This is a genomic window from Methylobacterium sp. B1 (genome assembly GCF_000333255.1).
GTDB classification, from domain to species: Bacteria; Pseudomonadota; Alphaproteobacteria; order Rhizobiales; family Beijerinckiaceae; genus Methylobacterium; species Methylobacterium fujisawaense.
Genome location: NZ_BACT01000299.1, coordinates 1 through 22820, shown reverse-complemented (window position 1 = coordinate 22820; position 22820 = coordinate 1). Strand labels below are relative to the sequence as shown.

General features: G+C 71.0%; 20 protein-coding genes and 2 pseudogenes. 15 read left to right on the top strand and 7 right to left on the bottom strand.

Annotation, left to right across the window (positions count from 1 at the left end; genetic code table 11):
- Window positions 1-427 (bottom strand): aldehyde dehydrogenase family protein (locus I53_RS08815; protein ID WP_043349298.1); only part of this gene is annotated, 427 nt, incomplete at its 3' end.
- Between the two features lie 95 nt (window positions 428-522).
- On the opposite strand from I53_RS08815, the pseudogene I53_RS08810 reads away from it, so the two are divergent.
- Window positions 523-1451: pseudogene (locus I53_RS08810) on the top strand (LysR family transcriptional regulator).
- An 88-nt stretch (window positions 1452-1539) separates the two neighbouring features.
- Entirely contained in the window at window positions 1540-2703 is a 1164-nt protein-coding gene (locus tag I53_RS08805) for an iron-containing alcohol dehydrogenase (RefSeq protein WP_043349295.1), read from the top strand.
- Between the two features lie 104 nt (window positions 2704-2807).
- On the opposite strand, the gene I53_RS08800 is transcribed toward I53_RS08805, so the two are convergent.
- Window positions 2808-4037 carry an ABC transporter substrate-binding protein gene (locus I53_RS08800; protein ID WP_043349293.1) on the bottom strand — a complete coding sequence of 410 codons (1230 nt, stop codon included), beginning with the start codon at window positions 4035-4037 and terminating at the stop codon, window positions 2808-2810.
- 258 nt (window positions 4038-4295) lie between these two features.
- On the opposite strand from I53_RS08800, the gene cpaB reads away from it, so the two are divergent.
- The 7 genes and pseudogenes from cpaB (at window position 4296) to I53_RS08770 (ending at window position 11728) form a co-directional block, all read left to right on the top strand.
- Entirely contained in the window at window positions 4296-5111 is an 816-nt protein-coding gene (cpaB, locus tag I53_RS08795) for a Flp pilus assembly protein CpaB (RefSeq protein WP_043349290.1), read from the top strand.
- 5 nt (window positions 5112-5116) lie between these two features.
- Window positions 5117-6679 (top strand): type II and III secretion system protein family protein, encoded by a 1563-nt coding sequence (locus I53_RS08790; protein WP_374701307.1) that lies wholly within the window; start codon window positions 5117-5119, stop codon window positions 6677-6679.
- Between the two features lie 36 nt (window positions 6680-6715).
- The gene (locus I53_RS08785) at window positions 6716-7459 is read left to right on the top strand and encodes a CpaD family pilus assembly protein (protein WP_051044735.1); all 744 of its coding nucleotides are present in this window, start codon (window positions 6716-6718) and stop codon (window positions 7457-7459) included.
- A 75-nt stretch (window positions 7460-7534) separates the two neighbouring features.
- Window positions 7535-8779, top strand: coding sequence for an AAA family ATPase (locus I53_RS08780; RefSeq protein WP_043349286.1), 1245 nt, complete (start codon window positions 7535-7537; stop codon window positions 8777-8779).
- A 57-nt stretch (window positions 8780-8836) separates the two neighbouring features.
- Window positions 8837-9985 (top strand): annotated as a pseudogene (locus I53_RS08775) (CpaF family protein); the annotation flags it as partial.
- Between the two features lie 14 nt (window positions 9986-9999).
- On the top strand, window positions 10000-10341 hold the full coding sequence (locus I53_RS31095) for a glutathione S-transferase C-terminal domain-containing protein (RefSeq protein ID WP_251982260.1): 342 nt from the start codon (window positions 10000-10002) through the stop codon (window positions 10339-10341).
- Window positions 10342-10486: 145 nt separating this feature from the next.
- Complete coding sequence (locus I53_RS08770) at window positions 10487-11728, top strand: MFS transporter (RefSeq protein WP_043349283.1); 1242 nt, start codon at window positions 10487-10489, stop codon at window positions 11726-11728.
- Window positions 11729-11734: 6 nt separating this feature from the next.
- On the opposite strand, the gene I53_RS08765 is transcribed toward I53_RS08770, so the two are convergent.
- A complete protein-coding gene (locus I53_RS08765; protein ID WP_043349280.1) occupies window positions 11735-12976 on the bottom strand; it encodes an FAD-dependent oxidoreductase in 1242 nt (413 codons plus the stop codon).
- Window positions 12973-13920 (bottom strand): LysR family transcriptional regulator, encoded by a 948-nt coding sequence (locus I53_RS08760; protein WP_043349301.1) that lies wholly within the window; start codon window positions 13918-13920, stop codon window positions 12973-12975. The genes I53_RS08765 and I53_RS08760 overlap by 4 nt, the downstream gene beginning before the upstream one ends.
- A 182-nt stretch (window positions 13921-14102) precedes the next feature.
- Here I53_RS08760 and I53_RS08755 point away from each other — a divergent pair, with 182 nt between their 5' ends.
- The 4 genes from I53_RS08755 to I53_RS08740 are packed head-to-tail and all read left to right on the top strand — an operon-like array spanning window position 14103 to window position 17532.
- Window positions 14103-15158, top strand: coding sequence for a class 1 fructose-bisphosphatase (locus I53_RS08755; RefSeq protein WP_043349277.1), 1056 nt, complete (start codon window positions 14103-14105; stop codon window positions 15156-15158).
- Window positions 15159-15183: 25 nt separating this feature from the next.
- A complete protein-coding gene (locus I53_RS08750) occupies window positions 15184-16044 on the top strand; it encodes a phosphoribulokinase (protein ID WP_043349274.1) in 861 nt (286 codons plus the stop codon).
- A gap of 19 nt (window positions 16045-16063) precedes the next feature.
- Window positions 16064-16750 (top strand): ribulose-phosphate 3-epimerase, encoded by a 687-nt coding sequence (gene rpe / locus I53_RS08745; RefSeq protein WP_043349271.1) that lies wholly within the window; start codon window positions 16064-16066, stop codon window positions 16748-16750.
- Window positions 16744-17532, top strand: a complete 789-nt coding sequence (locus I53_RS08740) for an HAD-IA family hydrolase (protein WP_043349270.1) — start codon at window positions 16744-16746, stop codon at window positions 17530-17532. The genes rpe and I53_RS08740 overlap by 7 nt, the downstream gene beginning before the upstream one ends.
- Here the strand turns inward: I53_RS08740 and I53_RS08735 are convergent.
- Together I53_RS08735 and I53_RS08730 are read right to left on the bottom strand one after the other, a co-directional pair.
- Complete coding sequence (locus tag I53_RS08735; protein ID WP_043349267.1) at window positions 17493-18467, bottom strand: MBL fold metallo-hydrolase; 975 nt, start codon at window positions 18465-18467, stop codon at window positions 17493-17495. The two genes, I53_RS08740 and I53_RS08735, sit on opposite strands and share 40 nt — an antisense overlap.
- Before the next feature lie 143 nt (window positions 18468-18610).
- A complete protein-coding gene (locus tag I53_RS08730) occupies window positions 18611-19651 on the bottom strand; it encodes an SDR family oxidoreductase (RefSeq protein ID WP_043349265.1) in 1041 nt (346 codons plus the stop codon).
- Between the two features lie 229 nt (window positions 19652-19880).
- Between I53_RS08730 and I53_RS08725 the strand changes: the two genes are divergently transcribed.
- A complete protein-coding gene (locus tag I53_RS08725) occupies window positions 19881-20627 on the top strand; it encodes a YebC/PmpR family DNA-binding transcriptional regulator (protein WP_043349263.1) in 747 nt (248 codons plus the stop codon).
- Between the two features lie 24 nt (window positions 20628-20651).
- On the opposite strand, the gene I53_RS08720 is transcribed toward I53_RS08725, so the two are convergent.
- Window positions 20652-21638 carry a hypothetical protein gene (locus I53_RS08720; RefSeq protein ID WP_043349259.1) on the bottom strand — a complete coding sequence of 329 codons (987 nt, stop codon included), beginning with the start codon at window positions 21636-21638 and terminating at the stop codon, window positions 20652-20654.
- 180 nt (window positions 21639-21818) lie between these two features.
- Here I53_RS08720 and ada point away from each other — a divergent pair.
- Window positions 21819-22820, top strand: a 1002-nt coding sequence (ada, locus tag I53_RS08715; RefSeq protein WP_043349257.1) for a bifunctional DNA-binding transcriptional regulator/O6-methylguanine-DNA methyltransferase Ada, incomplete at its 3' end; no start/stop codon positions are given.

The window sequence follows — 22820 nt, the reverse complement described above, 5'->3', positions numbered from 1 at the left end:
GACGCCCAGCGGCTGGGCGCAGGGAGTAGACGTCGATGCCGGGCCCGGCGCCCTCCGTGTACTCGCCCTTGAGCAGGTGCGGGATCCCGCAGGCGAACTCCACCACCTCGACGCCGCGCTGGATGTCGCCCTTGGCGTCCGGCACGGTCTTGCCGTGCTCGGAGGCGAGAAGCTCAGCCAGGGAATCGTTCTCGGCGCGGATCAGCTCCAGGAAGCGCATCATCACGCGGGCGCGCTTCTGCGGGTTGGTGGCCGCCCAGGCCGGCTGGGCCGCCGCCGCGTTCTCGACGGCGGCGCGCATCTCGGCCTTGCTGGCCAGCGCCACCTTGGCCTGGACCTCGCCGGTCGAGGGATGGAACACGTCGGCGAACCGCCCGCTCTCGCCGCCGACAGCCCGGCCGCCGATGAAGTGCCCGATCGTGCGCATGCGCGCCTCCCTGTGATGATGCGTTTGATTTTGATGCACCCTAACAGGATCCCTTGAGCGATAAAGCCGGATGCGCTTACAGCCGTCGTGCATCGATGCACAGCGGGAGTGCGGCCATGGCCAGGACGGGGCCCAACTGGGACGACCTGCGCTTCTTCCTCGCGGTGGCGCGGACCGGGACCCTGAGCGCCGCCGGAGCACGCACCGGCACCGAGCACACCACGGTCGGCCGGCGGATCCGCGCCCTGGAGGAGGGTCTCGGCGCCCGCCTGTTCCACCGCAGCAACCTCGGCTACGCGCTCACCGAGGACGGGGCGAACCTGCTGGGCGTCGCCGAGGCCATGGAGAGCGCGTTCCTGTCGGCGAGCGCCGCCACGGGGGCGGCCCAGACGGTCTCCGGCACGGTGCGGATCGGCGCGCCGGACGGCTTCGGCAGCGTGTTCCTCGCCCCCCGGATGCACCGGCTCACCGCCCGCCATCCGGGGCTGGAGGTGGAGATCATGGCCACCGCCCGGATCTTCAGCCTGTCCAAGCGCGAGGCCGACATCGTGATCAGCCTCTCGGGCCCGCAGCAGGCCCGGTGGGTGGCACGCCGGCTCACCGATTACCGGCTGTTCGTCTACGCGGCCGAATCTTACGCGCGGCCGCGCGGCCGATCGCCGAACTCGCGGACCTGCCGGCCCATCCGTTCGTCGGCTACATCGAAGACATGCTGTTCACCCGCGAGTTGAACTACCTCGGGGCACTCGGCCCCGCGGTCTCGGCGCGGCTGCGCTCGACCAACCTCCTGGCCCAGGTCCACGCGACGCTCGGCGGAGCCGGCCTGTGCATCCTGCCGGCCTTCATCGCGGCGGCGCATCCCGGCCTCGTGCCGGTGCTGCCGGAGGCGGTCTCGCTGACGCGCTCGTTCCACATGCACATCCACGAGGACCACCGGAAGGCGGCCCATATCCGCGCCGTGGCGGGGTTCATCGCCGGAGAGGTGAAGGCCGCGGGGGCGCTGTTCGCCGGGCCGGCGGTGTAAGCCGGGACGGTTTCGCGGAATCCGCCGGCGCCGTAAGATCGGCCGGCTCCGGCAGGTCAGGTCACGCGCCGGGTGGAAGGATCAAGAGATGGTCGCCTCGATCGCCCTGCCCCGGCTGATGCGCGTCGGCGCCGGCGCCTCGCGGCTCCTGCCGGAGGTGCTCGGCCAGCTCGGCCTGTCGCGGCCCTTCGTGGTCACCGACCCCTACCTCGCCGGCAGCGGCCGCACCGACACGCTGCTGGAACGGCTGACCAGGGCGGGCGCCAAGGCGACGATCTTCTCCGAGACCGTGCCGGACCCGACCGTCGCCTCCGTGGAGGCGGCGCTCGCCGCGCTCAAGGCCGGCGAGTTCGACTGCGTGGTCGGCTTCGGCGGCGGCAGCCCGATGGACACCGCCAAGGCGGTGGCGGTGCTCGCCCGCCACGGCGGCCACATGCGCGACTACAAGGCGCCCCGTCAGCAGGACGAGCCCGGCCTGCCGATCGTGGCGATCCCCACCACCGCGGGCACCGGCTCGGAAGCCACCCGCTTCACCATCGTGACCGACGAGGCCTCCGACGAGAAGATGCTCTGCATCGGGCTCGCCTACCTGCCGGTGGCGGCGCTGGTGGATTACGAGCTGACGCTCACCAAGCCCAAGCGGCTCACGGCGGATACCGGCATCGACGCGCTGACCCATGCCATCGAGGCCTACGTCTCGCGCAAGGCGAACATGTTCTCGGACGGGCTGGCACTTCAGGCGATGGGCCTGATCGCCCCGAACCTGCGGCGGGTCTGGACCGATCCGGGCGATCGGGCGGCCCGGGAGGCGATGATGCTCGGGGCCACCCAGGCGGGCATCGCCTTCTCGAACGCCTCGGTGGCGCTGGTCCACGGCATGAGCCGGCCGATCGGGGCGCATTTCCATGTGGCCCACGGGCTCTCGAACGCGATGCTGCTGCCGGCGGTCACGGCCTTCTCGGCCCCGGCCTCCATCGACCGCTACGCGGCCTGCGCCCGCGCCATGAAGATCGCCGGGCCGGACACCGACGACCGGTCCGCGGTCTCGGCCCTGGTGTCGGAACTGGAGGCGCTCAACGACGACCTCGACGTGCCGGGGCCGCAGGAATACGGGATCGACCCGGCCCGCTGGGAGGCGCTGCTTCCCACCATGGCGGCCCAGGCGCTGGCCTCCGGCTCCCCGGCCAACAACCCGCTGGAGCCCAGCGCCGACGAGATCGTGGCGCTGTACCGGCGCGTCTGGGCGGGGTGAGAGGGTTCGTTGCGAGCGGCAAGGCGGCGCGAGGCCGGTGATCCGAGCGCCGCCTTGGCGCTCGGATCGGCTCGCACAGCGCGGTGTTCGACGAGTCCTAAACCCTACTTCGCCGCCGTCAGCGGGCAGCCGCTCTCGGCCGGGGACGCGAAGGCCTCCTTGCCGGGGATCGTGGCGAGCTGCCGGTAGAGATCCCACGGGCCCTTCGACTCGGCCGGCTTCTTGACCTCGAACAGGTACATGTCGTGCACCATGCGGCCGTTCGGCTGGACGATCCCGCCATGGGCGAAGACGTCGTCCACCGGCAGCGCCTTGAGCTTGGCGTTGACTGCATCCGTCTCGTCGGTGCCGGCCGCCTTGACGGCCTTCAGGTAGGACAGGACCGCCGAGTAGGTGCCGGCCTGGATCATGTTGGGCATCCGGCCGGTGCGCTTCATGTAGCGCTGGCCGAAGGCCCGGGTCTCGTCGTTGGCATCCCAGTACCAGCCCTCGGTGAGCGTCAGGCCCTGCGCGACCTTCAGGCCGAGCCCGTGCACCTCCGAGAGGGTGAACAGCAGGGCCGCGAGCTTCTGGCCGCCTTCGACGATGCCGTATTCCGCGGCCTGCTTGATCGCGTTCGAGGTGTCGAGCCCCGCATTGGCGAGCCCGATCACCTTGGCCTTCGAGCCCTGCGCCTGGAGCAGGAAGGACGAGAAGTCCTGGTTCGAGAGCGGGTGCCGGACGCTGCCCAGCACCTTGCCGCCGTTGGCGAGCACCACCTTGCTGGTGTCGGCCTCCAGCGCCGAGCCGAAGGCGTAGTCGGCGGTGAGGAAGTACCACGTGTCGCCGCCCGCGCGGGTCAGCGCGCCGCCGGTGCCCACCGCCAGAGCCCGCGTGTCGAAGGCCCAGTGATAGCCGTAGGGCGTGCAGGCCTTGCCGGTGAGGTCGCTGGTGGCCGCTCCGGTGGTGATGGTGATCTTCTTCTTTTCCCTGGACAGGCCCTGGACCGCCAGCGCCACCGAGGACGTGGTCAGCTCCATGATCGCGTCGACATTGTCGCGGTCGTACCATTGCCGGGCGATCGCCGAGGCGATGTCGGGCTTGTTCTGGTGGTCGGACGAGAGGATCTCGATCGGCACGCTGCCGATCTTGCCGCCCATGTCCTCCACCGCCATGCGGGCGGCCTCGACCGAGCCCTGACCGCCGTACTCCGCGTAGAGGCCGGATTGGTCGTTGAGGATGCCGATCCGGACCGCATTGTCCGAGAAGGTCCCCTGCGCGGCCGCCGGAACGGAGCCGAGTGCGGTCCCCGCGAGGGCAGCCGCCAAAACCGCGCTGCCGAATGTCCTGATCATATTTCCCCCCGGTTCGCCCGAGCGCCCGCTTCTGAGGCGGTTCCGGTGGCACGATAGGTCACGAAGCGGTGATGCACCACGGCCGAGTTCGGGTGGATGCTGAAGGATCCTGCGGATTGTGACGCGCTTCTCGGGCGCCCCGTTTCCGGACCGGCGACAACGCCAGAGGTTATAATACCTTAACCATAATTACACGAATCCCCGCGCAGGTTCGGGTCATGGACGGCAATTCGGCCGTCTCTGGCGCGTGGCGATGCGATGAACCCAGCCCGTTTCGCCGTCCTCGGTATCGCCCTCGCGGCGGGAACCGGGGCGGCCTTCCTGATGAGCGGCGGCGATCCGCCACCGCCGCCTCCGCCGCCGAAGGCCGAGGCGCCGCCGCAACCGATGACCGACGTGCTCGTGGCCGCCATCGACATGCCCATGGGTCAGGTTCTCCGGGCCGCGGATCTGCGCTGGCAACCCTGGCCGGACAGCGCCGTGACGGCAGGCTACGTGACCCGCAAGATCAACCCCAAGGCCCTCGAGGAGACCGTGGGCGCCTCGGTGCGCGCAGGCTTCCTGGCGGGCGAGCCGATCCGCGCGCAGAAGCTCGTGCGCCCGGAGAGCGGATTCATGGCGGCGATCCTGCCGGCCGGCATGCGCGCCGTCGCCATCGTCACCGACAGCCGCGGCACCAACTCGGCCGGCGGCTTCATCCTCCCGAACGACCGCGTCGACGTGATCCGCACATTCCGCGACGAGTCCAATTCGCGGGCCAACAACAGCGACGTGCAGCTCTCCCAGACGATCCTCACCGACATCCGCGTCCTCGCGATCGGGCAGCTGGTTCAGGAGAAGAACGGCACCAACGTAGTCACCGGCGAGACCGCGACGCTGGCCGTCACGCCCGCGCAGGCCGAGACCCTGGCGCTGGCCCAGAAGGTCGGCGCCCTCACCCTTTCGCTGCGCAGCCTCGCCGATGCCGGGCGGCCGCCCGAAGCCACGCCGCTGGCCGATGCGTCCGTGGCGCAGATGCCCGAACCCGCCTTGACCGTGGTGCGCTTCGGCGTCGCGCGGCAGCAGACGCCGTGATCGCCATGACCGCTCCGTCCCCCCACCCGCGCCCGATGGGCCGCCCCGCCGGCCGCGCGGCCGGCGCCCTCGCCCTGCTGGCCGTCCTGTCCGGACCGGCCCCCGCGCAGGACCGCCAGACCTTCGGTCCCGCGCCGATCCTGACGGTCGGCGCCGCGGAATCCGCCTCGACCCGGCGGGTCGAGCTGACCGCCGGCCGCTCCGTGATCGTCGACCTGCCGCGGGACGCCAAGGAGGTGTTCGTGGCCAACCCCGCCGTGGCCAACGCCGTGGTTCGCTCGACCCGCAAGGTCTTCGTGATCGGCATGGCCGACGGCGCAACCTCGATCTTCATCATGGATGCCGAGGGCCGCCAGATCGCCGCCCTCGACGTGTCGGTGGCGCGGGATCTCAACCTCGGGACCCTGCGCGAGTTGCTCGGCCAGAGCATCCCGGGCGGGCGCTTCGACGTGCGCTCCTCGGGGGCCTCGGTGCTGCTCTCGGGGTCGGTGAATTCCTCCGCGGACGCGCAGCAGGCGATCGACATCGCCAATGCGTTCGTGGGGCTGGGCGGCGGGGGCGCGGCGGGGGCCGCGGGGGCACCGAGCGGCGGTGTCACCGCGGGCGCGCGCGGCGCCGTGATCAACAACCTCACGATCCGCAACAAGGACCAGGTGATGCTCCGCGTCACCGTGGTGGAGGTGTCGCGCAACGTCCTGAAGCAGTTCGGGATCAACATGACCGGCAACTGGTCGGCGCTGAACCCGCTCGGTTCCGCGACGTCACCGGCGCTGATCAACAACCTGCCGTTCCCGATCAACCCATCGGCTCCGAGCGGCAACCAGATCCAGGCCTCGATCCAGTCGGGCGGCTTCTCGCTCCAGGCGACCCTGAAGGCCTTCGAGCAGGCGGGCGTCTCGCGGATCCTGGCCGAGCCGACGCTCACCGCCATCTCCGGGGAGGCCGCGAAGTTCCTGGCCGGCGGCGAGTTCCCGGTGCCATCCTCGGCCGCCTGCACGGTGGGCGGCGTGTGCACCCCCGGCATCACCTACAAGCCCTACGGCGTCGCCCTGTCGTTCACGCCGGTGGTGCTCGCCGACAACCGCATCTCGATCCGCGTCGCAACGGACGTGACCGAGATCGATCCACAGCAGAACTTCACCTACGTCGTCGGGAACAACTCGGTCGCGGTGCCGGGCACCCGGGTGCGGCGCTCCGAGACCACCGTCGAGCTGCCCTCGGGCGGCGTGATGATGACCGCCGGCCTGATCCAGCAGGTGAACAAGCAGGCGATCTCCGGCCTGCCCGGCCTGATCAATCTTCCGATCCTCGGCGCGCTGTTCCGCTCCCGCGACTACCAGCGCCAGGAGACGGAGTTGATGATCATGTGCACCCCCTACATCGCCCGGACGATGGAACCGAAGCAGGTGAGCCGGCCGGACGACAACTTCGTCGATTCCACCGACGGCCAGGCGGTGCTGCTCGGCCAGATCAACCGGCTCTACGGCAAGGTCGCCTCCCCCGGGGCGGCCGCCGCGCCGCCGCTCGGACGCACCTATCGCGGCCGCGTCGGCTTCATCGTCGAGTAGCGCCCCGCGTCACCGCCGCGCCCCAGGATCGGAACCATGACCGGACGTCCCCCGCCCACCCTGCCGCGCCGCGCCGCGAGCCTGCTCGCCGCCTGCGCGCTGGGCGCCCTCGCGGCGGCCTGCAAGAGCGATCCCGCCACCACCGGCGGGATCGACGTGACGGATTACCGCGCACGCCACCCGATCGTCCTGACGGACGGGGCCCGCAACCTCGACGTGTTCCCCACCGGCGTGGGGCATCTGGATCCGCGCCAAGCGGCCGATGTCGATGCCTTCATGCTCGAATACCGCCGGTACGGCCGCGGCGCCCTGCTGATGGAGGTTCCGCAGGGCGTCCCGCCCAACCAAGTGGCCGCCGTCCAGCGGACCGCCTCGGTGCTCGGCCGGTTCGGGACGCAGAACGGCATCGGCGTCCGCGAGATCACCGTCACCGGCTACGTGGTCACCGCCCCGACCCTCGCCGCGCCGATCCGGCTGAGCTTCCAGCGCATGCAGGCCAAGGTGTCCGACGCCTGCGGCCTCTGGCCTCAGGATCTCGGGACCCGAAGCTTCGCCTACGATTACAGCAACCAGCCGAGCTGGAACCTGGGCTGCGCCACGCAGTCCAACGTCGCCGCCCAGGTCGCAGATCCGGTCGACCTCGTGCGCGGCCGCCCCGAGGGTCGGATCGATACGGTCAAGCGCGTCCGGGACATCGGGCAATTGCGGGACGGCAAGGATCCGTCAACCACATGGCGGCAAGATGGGCAGACCGCCGTGAAGTCCCAAGTCACCAACTGAGACAGCCGGCGTTGGGACGGGCAGCCCCGCCGCTCCCCGACGCCGCGCCCCGAACGCGAACCCGAAAGCGCCGTCATGGCAGACCTGTCCGAGACGAGCGAGCGCACGATCGCCCCGGTGCCCCGGATCACCATCCAGGCATTCTGCGAGACCGGCGAGACCGCCGCGATGATCGAGGGCGCAGCCCTCGACCGGCGCATGCAGAAGGCGCAGGTCAAGGTCCGGATGGGCGGCGGCGCCGCCGCGATCGAGGCCTATCGGCACGCGCCGACGCCCAACGTCATCATCATCGAGATCCAAGGCGCGCGCTCGAAGCCGATCGAGTGCCTCGATGCCCTGGCCGAGGTCTGCGACGAGGGCACCCGCGTCGTGGTGATCGGCCACCTCAACGACGTGATGCTCTACCGGCAGCTGATCCAGCGCGGGGTGTCCGACTACCTCATGGTGCCGGTCGAGCCCCTGACGCTGATCGCGGCGATCTCCGACCTGTTCACCGCTCCGGGCGTCAAGCCGGTGGGGCGGACCGTGGCGGTCTACGGCGTGAAAGGCGGCATCGGCGCCTCCACGGTGGCGCACAATTTCGCGTGGTCGGTTGCCCGGAACCAAGGCGTCCAGACGGTGATCGCCGATCTCGACATCGCCTTCGGCACCGCCTCGCTGAACTTCAACCAAGATCCGCCGCAGGGCATCGCCGAAGCGGTCTTCGCCCCCGAGCGGCTGGACTCCGCCCTGGTGGAGCGGCTGCTGTCCAAGTGCAGCGACAACCTGAGCCTGCTCTCGGCGCCGGCGAGCCTCGACCGGACCATCGACCTGTCCGAGCCGGCCTTCGACGCGCTGATCGAGCACATGCGGGCGAGCGTACCCTGCGTGGTCCTGGACATCCCGCATCAGTGGAACGCGTGGTCGAAGCGCATCCTGACCGCGGCCGACGAGATCCTGATCGTGGCCGGTCCCGATCTCGCCTGCCTGCGCAACGCCAAGAACCTTCTCGGCGCGCTGAAGCACGGGCGCCCGAACGACCAGCCGCCCCGCGTCCTGCTGAACGGCGTCGGCGTACCGAAGCGGCCCGAGATCGGCACAGCCGAGTTCGCCAAGGCCCTGGAGACCCCGGTCGCCCTGTCGATCCCGTTCGAGCCGACGCTGTTCGGCACCGCCGCCAATAACGGCCAGATGATCGCCGAGATCCAGGCCGGATCGAAGGTGGCGGAGCTGTTCAACGATCTGGCCGCCATGACCCTCGGGCGTCCGGAGAGCCGGCGGGGACGTCCGAGCCTGCTCGAGCCGCTGCTCGCCAAGCTCGCCGGCCGCAAGGCATCCTGATGCGGATACGATCCTTCGTCCCACGGGCTCCGCAGGTCAGCGTCGGAGGGCTGACCCATGTTCGGTAGGCGACACGCCGGCGGCACATCGGTGGCCCCCCCGCCGATCCCGCAGGCCCGGACCCCTGCGCCGGCCACGCCGGTCCTGCGCGATGCGGCGGCTCCGGTCGCGCGTCCGGCACCGACGGCGCCGGTCGTCGTCGAGACCGCGCGGTCCGAGGATTATTACCGCACGAAGAGTCTGATCTTCGGCGCCCTGATCGAGGCGATCGACCTGACGCAGCTCTCGCGCCTCGATGCCGAGACGGCGCGCGAGGAGATCCGCGACATCGTCACGGAGATCATCGGGCTCAAGAACATCGTCCTGTCGATCTCCGAGCAGGAGGAGCTGCTCGACGACATCTGCAACGACGTCCTCGGCTACGGCCCGCTGGAACCGCTGCTCGCCCGCGACGACATCGCCGACATCATGGTCAACGGCGCCCACCGGACCTTCATCGAGGTCGGCGGCAAGATCCAGCTGACCAGCGTCCGGTTCCGCGACAACCAGCAGTTGATGAACATCTGCCAGCGGATCGTCAGCCAAGTGGGCCGGCGCGTCGACGACGCCTCGCCGATCTGCGACGCGCGCCTGCCGGACGGGTCCCGCGTCAACGTCATCGCGCCGCCGCTGGCCATCGACGGCCCGGCGCTCACCATCCGCAAGTTCAAGAAGGACAAGCTGACCCTGGAGCAGCTCGTCCGCTTCGGGGCGATCTCGCCCGAGGGCGCCGAGGTTCTCAAGATCATCGGCCAGTCGCGCTGCAACGTGGTCATCTCGGGCGGCACGGGCTCGGGCAAGACCACGCTGCTGAACTGCCTGACCGCCTTCATCGAGCACGACGAGCGGGTGATCACCTGCGAGGACGCGGCCGAGCTGCAGCTCCAGCAGCCCCATGTGGTCCGCCTGGAGACGCGGCCGCCCAACATGGAGGGCCAGGGCCAGGTCACCATGCGCGATCTCGTCAAGAACTGCCTGCGCATGCGGCCGGAGCGGATCATCGTCGGCGAGGTGCGCGGACCGGAAGCCTTCGACCTGCTCCAGGCGATGAACACCGGCCACGACGGCTCGATGGGCACGCTCCACGCCAACAGCCCGCGCGAATGCCTGTCGCGTATCGAGTCGATGATCTCGATGGGCGGGTTCACCCTGCCGTCCCGGACCCTACCTATCTGCGCTGGATGGTGTTCTACGGCTCCTGCTTCGAGCCCGCGGTGATCGACCGGCACCTGAAGCGGGAGCCGGGCCCACGCGCCATGTCGGCCTATGCCGATTACGACAGCGTGATCGCCCGGGTGAAGGAGGCGCTGACGCCGGGGCCGTACCTGCTCGGCGAGCGCTTCAGCGCCGCCGACATCCTGTGGGGCGGCGCCCTCGGCTGGACGACGGGCTTCGGCCTCGTGGAGCCCGCGCCCGTCCTGACGGCCTATGTCGAGCGCATCCGGTCCCGTCCGGCCGCCCGGATGGTCGCGGCGGAGGATGCGCAGCTCGCGGAGGCGCATCAGGCGGCCGCCTCGGCCTGAGCGCCGCCGGGCTCGGGCGGCAGCGATCCCCCGCACCGGATCCGGCGTTCGACGCGCACGGATCTGTCGCGCAACGGGGTTCCGCTCCGGCGGGGGAGATGCGATGTCGCGAGTCTGGTTTGGCCCGCGTCGCGCAGCGTCCCTCATGACCGACAGCACAGAGCCGGCTCTCGTCCCCGCCGCGACGCTGCCGAAGTCGCCGCCGACGTCGATCCCGCGTCTCATCGTCGTCCTGGCCTGTGCGGGGTTCGGCAGCACCTTCGCGCTCCGCTCGGTCGAGCCTCTCGTCGGCGTGCTCGCCCGGGATCTCGCGAGCGACGCCCACACGGTGGCGCTCCTCTCCACCGCCTTCGCGCTGCCTTACGCCTTCATCCAGCCGGTGCTCGGCCCGATCGGCGACGCGCTCGGCAAGGAGCGGGTGATGAGCACCTGCCTCGCGGTGCTCGCCGTCGCCCTGACCCTGTGCAGCATCGCCCCCGATATCGGCAGCCTGTTCGGCCTGCGCATGCTGGCGGGGGCGGCGGCGGGGGGCTGCATTCCGCTGTCCCTGGCGCTGCTGGGTGACCGGGTGCCGATGGAGGGCCGTCAGGTGGCGATCGGCCGGTTCCTGGTGGCGGTGATCCTCGGCCAGCTTTCCGGCTCGACCTTCGCGGGCCTGATCGAGGCGGCGATCGGCTGGCGCGGTGTCTTCGCGGTCACCGCGGCGGTGGCGGCCATCGCCTGCGCGGCGACCGTGTTCGGGTTCGACCGGACCGGCCGGCCCGCCGCGCGCCGTCCGGCCTTCGGCGAGGCGGTGACCCGCTACCGGACGATCCTGCGCAATCCCCGGGCGCGGGTGCTGTTCTCGGCGGTGTTCATCGAGGCCATCGCGATCTTCGGCGTGTTTCCGCACCTCGCCCCGCTGATCGAGGCCCGCGGGGAGGGGGGACCGCGCGAGGCCGGCCTCGTGCTGGCGGGGTTCGCGGTCGGCGGCCTGCTCTACTCGGCCCTGGTCGGGCTGCTGGTGCGGCTGCTCGGCCTGCCGCGCATGCTCATCGGCGGCGGCCTGATCTGTAGTGCGTCCCTCACCGTCGTCGGGCTCGCCGGCACGTGGCAGGTCGATTGCGCCGCGCTCACCGCGATGGGGCTCGGCTTCTACATGCTGCACAACACCTACCAGACGCAGGTCACCGAGGTGGCGCCCAAGGCCCGCGCCTCCGCGGTGGCGCTCCACGCCTTCTCGTTCTTCTGCGGGCAGGCGCTCGGCGTCGCGGTGATCGGGCAGGCGCTGCTCGGGTTCGGCCAGCTCGGCGCGCTCCTGGGATGCGCCGTCACGATCCTGGCGCTCGGGATCGGCACCGCCATCGCCCTGCGGCAGAAGCCGGCCCCGGTGGCGTTCCCGGGCTGAGCACCTTCAGGGCCGCTGCAGCGCCAGCGCCTTGAGGTCGAAGCCCGGATCCGCCGCCTGATCCGGGCTCAGCGGCGTTCCGGCCGTGAGCAGCCGCCGGGCGATCATGTGGTCGCCCGCCCGGTCGACGGATTCGACGGCGCTCAGGCGTCCGTCGCGGAATCGGAAGACCGAGAAGGCGGAGCCGGAGCCGCGGACCACGCTGGCATCCGTGGGGCCCGCCAATCCGGCGATCTGCAGCTTGTGCCGGCCCTGGTCGCTCCAGAACCAGGGCAGCGCGCCGTAGGCCGCCGGCTTGCCGGTGAGCCGCGCCGCCAGGCAGCGCCCCTGGTCGATGGCGTTCTGCACGGACTCGATCCGCACGGTGCCGTCCGGCGTGAGCCCGTGAGCGAAGGAACTGGGAAACCGGGCGCAATCGCCGATCGCCGAGATGGCCGGATCGGGTGTCGACAGGAACGCGTCGACCCGCACCCCATCCTCGGCCGGCAGGCCCGCTTCCAAGGCGAGCTCCCGGTTCGGCAGTACCCCGATGCCGACCAGGACGAGGTCGGCGGGCAGTTCCCGGCCGTCCGCGAGGGCCACGCCGACGGCACGGCCGTCCCGCCCGAGGATCGCCGTTACGCCGGCCCCGAAGGCGAAGCGCACGCCCATCGCCTCCTGCGCACCGCGGAAGAACGCGCCCATCTCGGCCGAGACCGCCCGGGCCATAGGCCGCTCGGCCGCCTCGATCACCGTCACGGAGAGGCCGCGCCCGGCCGCGACGGCGGCGAATTCGAGCCCGATGAAGCCCGCGCCCACCACGACGATCGCCCGGGCCGCCTCGATCTGCGCCCGGAGCGCGTCGGCATCCGCGAGGCCGCGCAACTGGCGCACGCCGTCGAGCTCGGCTCCGGGCACGGGCAGGGGCCGGTTGCGGGCGCCGGTGGCGATCACGAGGTGGGCGTAGGGCAGGTGCCCGCCGTCCGACAGCTGCAGAAGACGTGTTGCCCGGTCTATCGCGACGGCGCGGAGCCCCGGCCGGTGCGCGATGGCGTGCTCGGCGAAGAAGCCGGGGGGGCGCAGGAACAGGCCTTCCTGGTCTGTTTTGCCGGCGAGGTAGGCCTTCGACAGGGGCGGACGCTGGTAGGGAAGGGCAGCCTCGTCGCCCACCAGGGTGATCGGATCCCTGAACCCACCCTCGCGCAGGGAGGCGGCGAGTTGGAAGCCGGCCTGGCCGGCGCCCGCGACGACGATTCCGGCTGGACTCACGCCTTGGCTCCCGCCGGCACGAGACCGCTCTGCGCGACGCCCGGCAGGCTGCGCGCACCCTCCGACATCAGATAGGACCAGACCGCGGAAGCGGCCGGACCCAGCACCTTGTCGGCGCGCCGGACCGCGTACCAGTCGCGCCGGATCGGCAGTCCCTTGACGTTCAGGAGGACGAGGCGGCCGCTCTCCAGCTCGGCCGCCACCGAGTGCACCGAGAGCAGCGCGATCCCGAGCCCGGCCATCACCGCCTGCTTGATGGTCTCGTTCGAGCCGGTGTCGATGTCCAGCGGCGCCCGCTTGACCAGGACGCCGCTCATGAACTCCTCGAAGACCATGCGCGTGCCCGAGCCCTCCTCGCGCAGGAAGAACGGCTGGTCGGCGAGATCCTCGCGGTTCAGCCCGGTCTTGCCCGCGAGGGGATGGCTTGGCGGGGCGATCAGCACGATCGGATGCGGTCCGAAGGTCGCGGCCTCGATCGGGAAGTCCCGGGGCGGGCGGCCCATCAGGGCGAAGTCGATCTCGTAACCGCGCAAAGCCTCCACGGTCTGGCCGCGATTGCGCACCGACAGGCTGATCTCGACCCCGGGATGCTTCTTGACGAAGCCCGCGATCACCTGCGGGGCGAAGTACTTGGCGGTGGAGACGACGCCCAGCGCCACGCGCCCGCCCTCGGCGCCCCGCAGGGTGCGCAGGCGGTCGGTGCAGGTCTCCAGCACGGTGTTGATGCTGTCGATCGCCCAGAGCATCTCGCGGCCGGCATCGGTCGGCTTGAGGCCGCCCGGCGTCCGGTCGAACAGCAGCAGCCCGGCCTCCTCCTCCAGCTGGCGGATGCGCGCGTAGAGGGCGGCCGAGGTGACGTTCAGCTCCTGCGCCGCCCGGGTCATGGTGCCGAGGCGGGCCACGGCAGCGACCGCCTGAAGCTGCTTGAGGGAGAGATTGCGCATGGCGGACATCTCGTTTTTTTCGTCCTATGACACAAGATCGCACAGAAATCTTGAAGGCCGCGCCGCGGGTTCCTGTCGATCCGGAGACACAGACCGCTATCTTGGCGGCCAAGCGGCCGCTACAGAGCCGGCGCGGAAGGCGCGATCCCGACGGACGGGATCCGAGCAGGAGGAGTAGGCCGATGGCAATTTCAGCGGCGATCGGGACGCCCCTCGAGACCTGTCTTGCGCAGGCCGTGGACGCCAATCCGGCGCTGAAGGACACCGCCGCGGTGATCGCGGCCGTGGCGCGCTCGGCGGTAGAGATCAGCGAGCGGATCGGGCGCGGTGCGCTCGGCGGCGACCTCGCGGCGGCCGGCGAGCACAACAGCGACGGCGACGTCCAGAAGGCCCTCGACGTCATCGCGCACGAGAGCGTGACCGCGGCCCTGCGCGGTGCCCCGGTCGCCGAGGTCGCCTCCGAGGAGGCCGAGGAGGTGATGCGGCTGAACCCGGACGCGCCGCTCGCCGTCGCCATCGACCCCCTCGACGGCTCGTCCAACATCGGCGTGAACATGGCCGTGGGCCTGATCTTCGGCATCCGGCCGTCGATCAAGGATCCGGCGAATCCGCTCGCCTCGTTCACGACCCCCGGCTCGACGCAGATCGCCGCGGGCTTCGTGACCTACGGCCCGGCCACCGCGCTGATCCTGACGCTGGGGGAGGGCACCCAGTCCTACGTGCTCGACCGCGCCGAGGGTACGTTCAAGCTGACGAGCCCGGCCATGTCGGTGCCGGCCTCCACCAAGGAATTCGCCATCAACGCCTCGAACGCCCGGCACTGGGATGCCCCGGTGAAGGCCTATATCGAGGATTGCCAGCGCGGCACCGAGGGCCCGCGCGACAAGGACTACAACATGCGCTGGCTCGCCTCCCTGGTGGCCGACATCCAGCGCGTCCTGACCCGCGGCGGCGTTTTCCTCTACCCGGGCGACGCCCGGAAGAACTACGCCCGCGGCCGCCTGCGGTTGCTCTACGAGGTCGCCCCCGTGGCGATGCTGGTCGAGCAGGCCGGCGGCTCGGCCACCGACGGCCAGACGCGGATCCTCGACCTGGTGGCCACCGGCATCCACGAGCGGGCGCCCCTGGTCTGCGGCTCCACCGAGGAGGTGGCCTGCGTCGCGACCTATTACGCGGGCGGCAAGCCCGATGCCGGCCGCTCGCCGCTGTTCGGGCAGCGCGGTCTGATGCGGTCGTGAGGCACAGCACGAAGTCCGGACGGTAATGTCGGCGCGGCACCCCATCATCTCGGTGACCGGCTCCTCCGGGGCCGGGACCACCTCGGTGCGCAACACCTTCGAGCAGATCTTCCGCCGCGAGGACGTGCGGGCGGTCTTCATCGAGGGCGACGGCTTCCATGCGTTCGACCGCGACACGATGCGGGCGATGATGGCGAACGAACCGACGCTGTCCCACTTCGCGCCGCGCGCCAACCTCCTGCCCGAGCTGGAGGCGGTCTTCCGCAGCTACGCCGAATCCGGGACCGGCCGCACCCGCCACTACGCCCACGATGCCCACGACGCGCAGGCCTTCGGCATCCCGGAGGGGAGCTTCTCGGACTGGGAGTCGTTCCCGCCGGATTCGGACCTGCTGTTCTACGAGGGCCTGCACGGCTGCGTGGCCGATCAGGATGTCGACATCGCCCGCTACGCCGACCTGAAGATCGGCGTCGTGCCGGTGATCAACCTCGAATGGATTCAGAAGCTGCACCGGGACCGCTCGTTCCGCGGCTACTCCACCGAGGCGGTGACCGACGTGATCCTGCGGCGCATGCCCGATTACGTGCAGACCATCTGCCCGCAATTCTCCTTCACCGACATCAACTTCCAGCGGGTGCCCACAGTCGACACCTCGAACCCGTTCATCGCCCGCTGGATCCCCACCGCCGACGAATCGATGGTGGTCATCCGCTTCAAGGACCCGAAGGGGATCGACTTCTCGTATCTCGTCTCCATGATCCACGACAGTTTCATGAGCCGGGCCAATTCCATCGTGATACCCGGCGGGAAGCTGGATCTGGCCATGCAGCTGATCCTGACGCCGATGATCATGCAGCTCGTCGAGCGCCGTCGCAGGCTGGCCTGAACAATCCCGAAAGCCTCCCATGCTCCCACCCGTCATCGCCCCCTCGATCCTGTCCGCCGACTTCTCGAAGCTCGCCGAGGAGACCCGCGCCGTGGACGCGGCCGGCGCCGACTGGATCCATCTCGACGTCATGGACGGGCACTTCGTGCCCAACATCACCTTCGGGCCGCCGGTGGTGAAGGCGCTGCGCCCGCACACGCAGAAGTACTTCGACGTCCACCTGATGATCGCGCCCGCCGACCCGTACCTCGCGGCCTTCGCGCAGGCCGGGGCCGACGGCATCACCGTCCATGCCGAGGCCGGGCCGCACATCCACCGCTCGCTCCAGACCATCCGCGACCTCGGCAAGCGCGCCGGCGTGGCGATCAATCCGGGCACGCCGGCCGCCCTGGTCGAGCCGGTGCTCGACCTCGTGGACCTCGTGCTGGTGATGACGGTCAATCCCGGCTTCGGCGGCCAGAGCTTCATCAAGAGCACGATGGAATCGGTGGCGCGGGTGCGCGCCATGGTGGCGGGCCGGGACATCCGCATCCAGGTCGACGGCGGGATCGACCCCGAGACCGTCAAGGCGGCGAGCCGCGCCGGGGCCGACACGTTCGTCGCCGGCAACGCGGTCTTCGGCGGCGGTCCGGGCGCCTATGCCGAGCGCATCGCGGCGATCCGCGCGGGCGCGGAGGGCGCCTCCGGTCGCGACCTGTCGTGCTGAGGGCGCTGATCTTCGACGTCGACGGGACCCTCGCCGAGACGGAGGATCTGCACCGGCAGGCGTTCAACCGCGCCTTCGCGGAACTCGGCCTGCCCTGGCGCTGGGACGAGGCGCTCTACGCCGACCTGCTGACCGTGATGGGGGGCAAGGAGCGGCTCGCCCATTACATCGACACCCGGCACGCAGCCGAAGCCGAGGCGCTCCACGCGCTGGCCCCCGAGATCCACGCCCGCAAGACGCGCGCCTACGGCGAACTGGTGGCAGCGAGCGGCCTGCCGCTGCGCCCCGGGATCGCCCGGCTGATTGCCGAGGCCCGGGCGGCGGGCCTGCGGCTCGCCGTGGCCACCACCACGAGCCGGCCGAATGTCGACCGGCTCCTGGCCGCCAACTTCCCGCCGGACGCGGCACCCTTCGACGTGATCGCGGCCGGCGACGAGGCGAACCGCAAGAAGCCCGCCCCCGACGTATTCCTCCTGGCGCTCGCCGGCCTGGACATCCCGGCCTCCGAGGCGGTGGCCTTCGAGGATTCGGCCGCCGGCATCAGCTCGGCCCGGGCCGCGGGACTGCCGGTCCTGGCGACACGGAGCCGCTACACCGAGAGCCACCCGCTCGACGGTGCCTTCTCGGCGGTCTCGGATCTCGGCGAGCCGGAACGGCCGCACCGGCACATCGCGGGCGTCGAATGGCCGGGCGGGGTCGTGGACCTGGCGAACCTGATCCGGGTGCACGCGACCCTGGACGATCAGAGCGCGCCGTTCCAGGCGATGGGCACCAGCCGGTAGCCCGGCCCGTTCCGCTCCACATGGCCGAGGGACGGGAAGGGGAAGTGGTAGCCGACCACGAGGGCCTTCTCGGACGCGGCCATGTCGTAGAAGCGGTGGCGCGTCGCCTGCGCCTGATCGGCATCGTAATCGTACATCACGTGCCAGTCCGGGTGCTGCAGGAAGAAGGCCGGAATGTTGGTCACGTCGGACTGGATCAGCAGCCGGTCCGCCCCCGAAGCGATCGCGAAGGCCGTGTGGCCGGGCGTGTGGCCGGGCGCGGCGAGGGCGGTGATCCCGGGTGCGACCTCCTCGTCCCACGCGAAGGTGCCGATCCGGTCCTTCAGGTCGCCGAGCACCCGGCGGGTGTTGGCGAAGTAGCCTTGCGTCACCGGGTCGGCGGCCTGGGCCATGTGGGCGTCGCTCATCCAGAATGCCCAGTCGGGCGCGGCGGCCCGGATCTCGGCGTTCGGGAAGGCGAGGCTCCCGTCCGCCCTCTTGAGGCCGTTCGTGTGGTCGGGATGGAGATGCGAGAGCAGCACGAGGTCGATCTCCTCGGGTCTGATCCCAGCCGCCGCGAGGTTCGCCGCGAGCCGGCCGACGGGCGCGCCCGGCACCGGACCGTTGCCGGTATCGATCAGGATGAGCTTCGCGCCGGTGTTGATCAGCGTCGGGTTGAACGGCACCGTCACCTGGCCGGGCGGCATGTAGGCCGCCTGCGCGGCGCCGAGTGCCGCGTCCCGGGGAACATTGCGCACGAAGCGGTCCGGCATCGGGAAGCTGCGCGCCCCGTCGTTGAGGATCGTGACCTCGCAGCTGCCGACGCGGGTCCGGTAGAAGCCCGGCGCCTGCGATCCGCCGAAGGGCGCCGCGGCGCGGGCGCCGCCGCCGAGACCCAGGACGGCCCCTCCGGCGAGCGCACCCCGTACGAGGTCGCGGCGGTTCGTTGCCGGCATCGGATCCTCCCTAAAGCCCGGTGCCGCCTGGGGCGCCACACAGCGCGTTCCGCAAGGTTTGCGCAGCCCCGAGGCTGCGCGATGGGCCTGCCTAAGTTTGCGCAGCCCCGAGGCTGCGCGATGGGCCTGCCTAAACCGGTATCCTAGCGTCTGCCCAGCCGGCGGTCGGCGCGCGCTTCCGCCCGCCCATGCGCCTCGGTGGCGAACAGCATCGTCCCGGCCACGATGCCGAGCGCCGCCGCGATCCCGAACTTGAGCCAGCGCGGGTCTGCCGCGGCGACGTGGCCGGTCGCCCGGGCATCGAAGCGGCCATGGGCGCCGGGATCGGTGTCCACCGGGTCGTAGAGGTTGTCGGGGCGGTTCGTCTGCGCCTGCACGCTGGTCATCTCCCCACGATAGCCGTGCCGGGCGAGGTAGCCGTCGATCCAGCCCGGGATCAGCATGTTTCCGATGATCGCCTTCCAGGCCGAAGCCCCGATCCACAATTCCCGCGGCGCGTCGTGCGCCGCCCGGAACACGTGCCGGGCGATCGCCTCCGGCTGGTAGATCGGCGGCACCGGTTCGAGCTTGCGCGGCATCCGCGACCGCGCCCAGTCGAACTGGGGCGTGTTGACCGCCGGGAGCTGGACCATCGTCAGCCGCACCCGACTGCCGTCGTGGAGCAATTCGCTGCGCAGGGAATCCACGAATCCGCGCACGGCGGCCTTCGCGGCACAGTAGCTCGCCTGCAGCGGGATCGACCGATAGGCGAGCGCCGAGCCGATATGCACGATCGTGCCCCGGTCGCGCGGCACCATGTGGCGGAGCGCCGCCAGGGTCCCGTGCACCTGCCCGAGATAGGTGACTTCGGTGGCGCGTCGGAACTCCTCCGGGTCCGTCTCCTGCACGGGCGCGTAGACCGTCACCATCGCGTTGTTGACCCAGACGTCGATGCCGCCGAACGCCTCGGCCAGCGCGTCGGCGGCCTGGGCGACGGCCTCCGCGTCGGCGACGTCGGCCGCGAAGGCCAGCGCCCGGCCGCCCGCCCGCTCGACATCGCGGATCGTGCCCCTCAGCCCGGCCTCGCCCCGGGCGATCAGACCGACATTCCAGCCGTGCCGGGCGAATTCATGCGCCACGGCGCGGCCGACACCGGCGCTCGCGCCCGTGACCATGACCGTGCTGCGTCCGTTCCGGCTCGACATCGGGCTTCCAGCTCAGAGAGAAGTGCAGCGCCAACGCCCGAGGCGGGTATTCTTTCCGCGATCACGGGATTGCGAAGCCTGCGCGCCCGTGTCCCCCTGCGCGGTGCCGAGCGGCGGCGGCCGCGTTGCTTCGTCCGAAGGCGGCGGCCTATATACGGCGCGACCTCACAGCCGCGACGGCGGGGTCCCGGACGCCCGCCCTCGCCAACGAACAAAAGTCTGAACCGTCATGGCAGGCCATTCGCAGTTCAAGAACATCATGCACCGGAAGGGCCGGGTGGACGCAGTCCGCTCGAAGGTGTTCGGCAAGCTCGCCCGCGAGATCACCGTGGCGGCCAAGCTCGGCACGCCCGACCCGGCGATGAACCCGCGCCTGCGCGCCGCGATCCTGGCGGCCCGCGCCGAGAACATGCCCAAGGACAATATCGAGCGCGCCATCAAGAAGGCCGCCGGTGCTGACGGCGAGAACTACGAGGATATCCGCTACGAGGGCTACGGACCGGGCGGCGCCGCCCTGATCGTCGAGGCGCAGACCGACAACCGCAACCGCACCGCCTCGGACGTCCGCTCGGCCTTCACGAAGTCCGGCGGCAGCCTCGCCGAGACCGGCGCCGTCGCCTTCATGTTCGACCGCGTCGGCGTGATCGCCTACCCGGCTTCCGTGGCCGATGCCGACACGATGCTGGAGGCCGCCATCGAGGCCGGCGCCGACGACGTCAGCTCCGGCGAGGACGGCCACGAGGTCGTCTGCGCCCAGGATTCCTACGGCGAGGTCACCAAGGCCCTCGAGGCGCGCTTCGGCGAGCCGAGCCGCACCGGGCTGATCTGGAAGGCGCAGAACACGATCGACGTCGACGACGAGACCGGCGAGAAGCTCATCCGCCTCGTCGAGGTGATCGAGGATCAGGACGACGTCCAGCACGTCTACGTCAACTTCGCCCTGTCGGACGCGCTGGTGGCCAAGCTGCAGGCCTGAGCACGGCCAAGCCGCGGGCGCCGCTCAGACGCCTGCGGCTGCCAGTTCCGCCCCGAAGCGGTCCTGCGCGTAGCGCTCCACCGAGAAGGTGTCGTCGGGCAGCTGGACCATGAAGCGCTCGGCCACCTCGGTCAGCACGATGTCGGGCCGGACGCGCTCGATATACGGCCAGTCCAGGGAGGTGCTCCAGATGAAGTGCACCTCGCGGAACGTCTCGGCCAGCATGATCGTCAGCATGTACGGCATGACGTGCGAGAAGGAATCGCCGAACAGCGCCAGCCGGCGCGGATCGGTGGCCTTGGCGTTCCCGTAGATCACGTGCGCGCCGACATGCAGCGTGTGCAGCAGACCGGCCTTCTCCCGGGCTTCGACGATCGGGCTGCCATAGGTCCGGACCGCGTCCTGCTGCATCAGGACGGTGCGTGAGCGCGCCCGCCGGGGCGGGTCGAAGGCGCTGCCCAGATCGCCGTCGTGGTCGGTCTCGAAGGACGGCCGCTCCCCCAGATCCGGCCGGGGCTCGGCGCCCAAAGCCCGGCAGATCTCCGCGTAGGCGAGATAGCAGCCGTCCGCGGACCAGTGGGTGTCGGTCCGGCAGTAGAGATCGGCCGTATCGCGCTGCGCCCGCATCGGCGTCACCAGATCGATGCAGGTCTGGCGCCAGCGCGTCCGTCGGCGCCAGGCCGCATAGAGGCCGAAGGGCCCGCGGAAGCGACCCGGCGGGGGCTCGTTGTGCAGGAGCCGATAGGCCGGCGAGGCGCTCGGCCGGATGGTCAGCCCGTCGAGCCGGTGATCGTAGATCATCAGTTTCTCCGGGGCGACGACGTGGCGGTACAGGATTCCCTGGGCGCGCAGGCGCCGCTCCCGCATCGTCACGAGGCTGCGCCACTGCCAGATCAGCTCCGTGGTCTCCTCCGGCCGCTCGTACTGGCCCAGCACGTCGTTGCGCCCGGTCTTCAGGAACAGCCATCCATCCTGGCCGACATGGATGTGGTCGGGCGTGCTCGGAGCCATGGCGCACTCGTGAAATGGCCTCCCGCTCGAACGGCCGCCCGGGACAGCGGATTCGGCAGCAAGGAGCGGGATGCCGGCACGGCGGCGGACGGACAGAGTGCTGCCCGCGTCCTCCACCGCCCGGCAGGCCCCCTCATGCCCCTCCCCAACGCCCACGCCAAGCCGCATAGTGCCGCCGCCATGAACCACGGTCCAAGGTCAGACCTCAGCGACGCCGAGCGCTGGGCGGCCCTCGCCGCCCGCGACGCGCGGGCCGACGGCACCTTCGTGTACGCGGTCCGCACCACGGGTGTGTACTGCCGCCCGAGCTGTGCCGCGCGGGCGGCGCGGCCCGAGAATGTCAGCTTCCATCGGACCTGCGCGGAGGCTGAGGCTGCCGGTTTCCGCCCGTGCCGGCGCTGCCGCCCCGACGAGCCCGGCCTCGCCGCGCGCCGGGCGGAGGCGGTCGTCCGCGCCTGCCGCCTGATCGAGTCGGCCGAGACGATGCCGTCGCTCGCCGAACTCGCCCGCACCGCCGGCCTGAGCGCCTACCACTTCCATCGGGTGTTCAAGGCTGCCACCGGCGTGACGCCCAAGGCCTATGCCGCCGCCCACCGCGCCGCCGTGGTGGCCCGGCGGCTGCCCGGCGCCGCCTCGGTGACGGAGACGCTGTACGAAGCCGGCTACGGTGCGGCGAGCCGCTTCTATGCGAGGGGCGCGCCACGCCTCGGCATGGCGCCGGCGGCCTATCGGACGGGGGGCGCCGGTCTGCGCATCCGGTTCGGCATCGGCGCCTGCACGCTCGGCGCGATCCTCGTCGCCGCCACGGAGGCGGGCGTCTGCGCCATCCTCCTCGGCGACGCGCCCGAGCCGCTCCTGCACGATCTTCAGAGCCGCTTTCCCGCCGCGGAGATCGAGGGCGGCGACCCGGCCTTCGAGAGCTGGATGGCGCAGGTCATCGCTCTCGTGGAGGCGCCGGGCAGCGGCCTCGACCTGCCGCTCGACATCCGCGGCACGGCCTTCCAGCAGCGGGTCTGGGCAGCGCTGCGGAAGATCCCGGTCGGATCCACGGCGACCTACGCGGAGATCGCCCGGGCGATCGGCCTGCCGACGGCGATGCGCGCGGTCGCGCAGGCCTGCGGGGCGAATCCGGTGGCGGTCGCCATCCCCTGCCACCGGGTCGTGCGCTCGGACGGCGCCCTG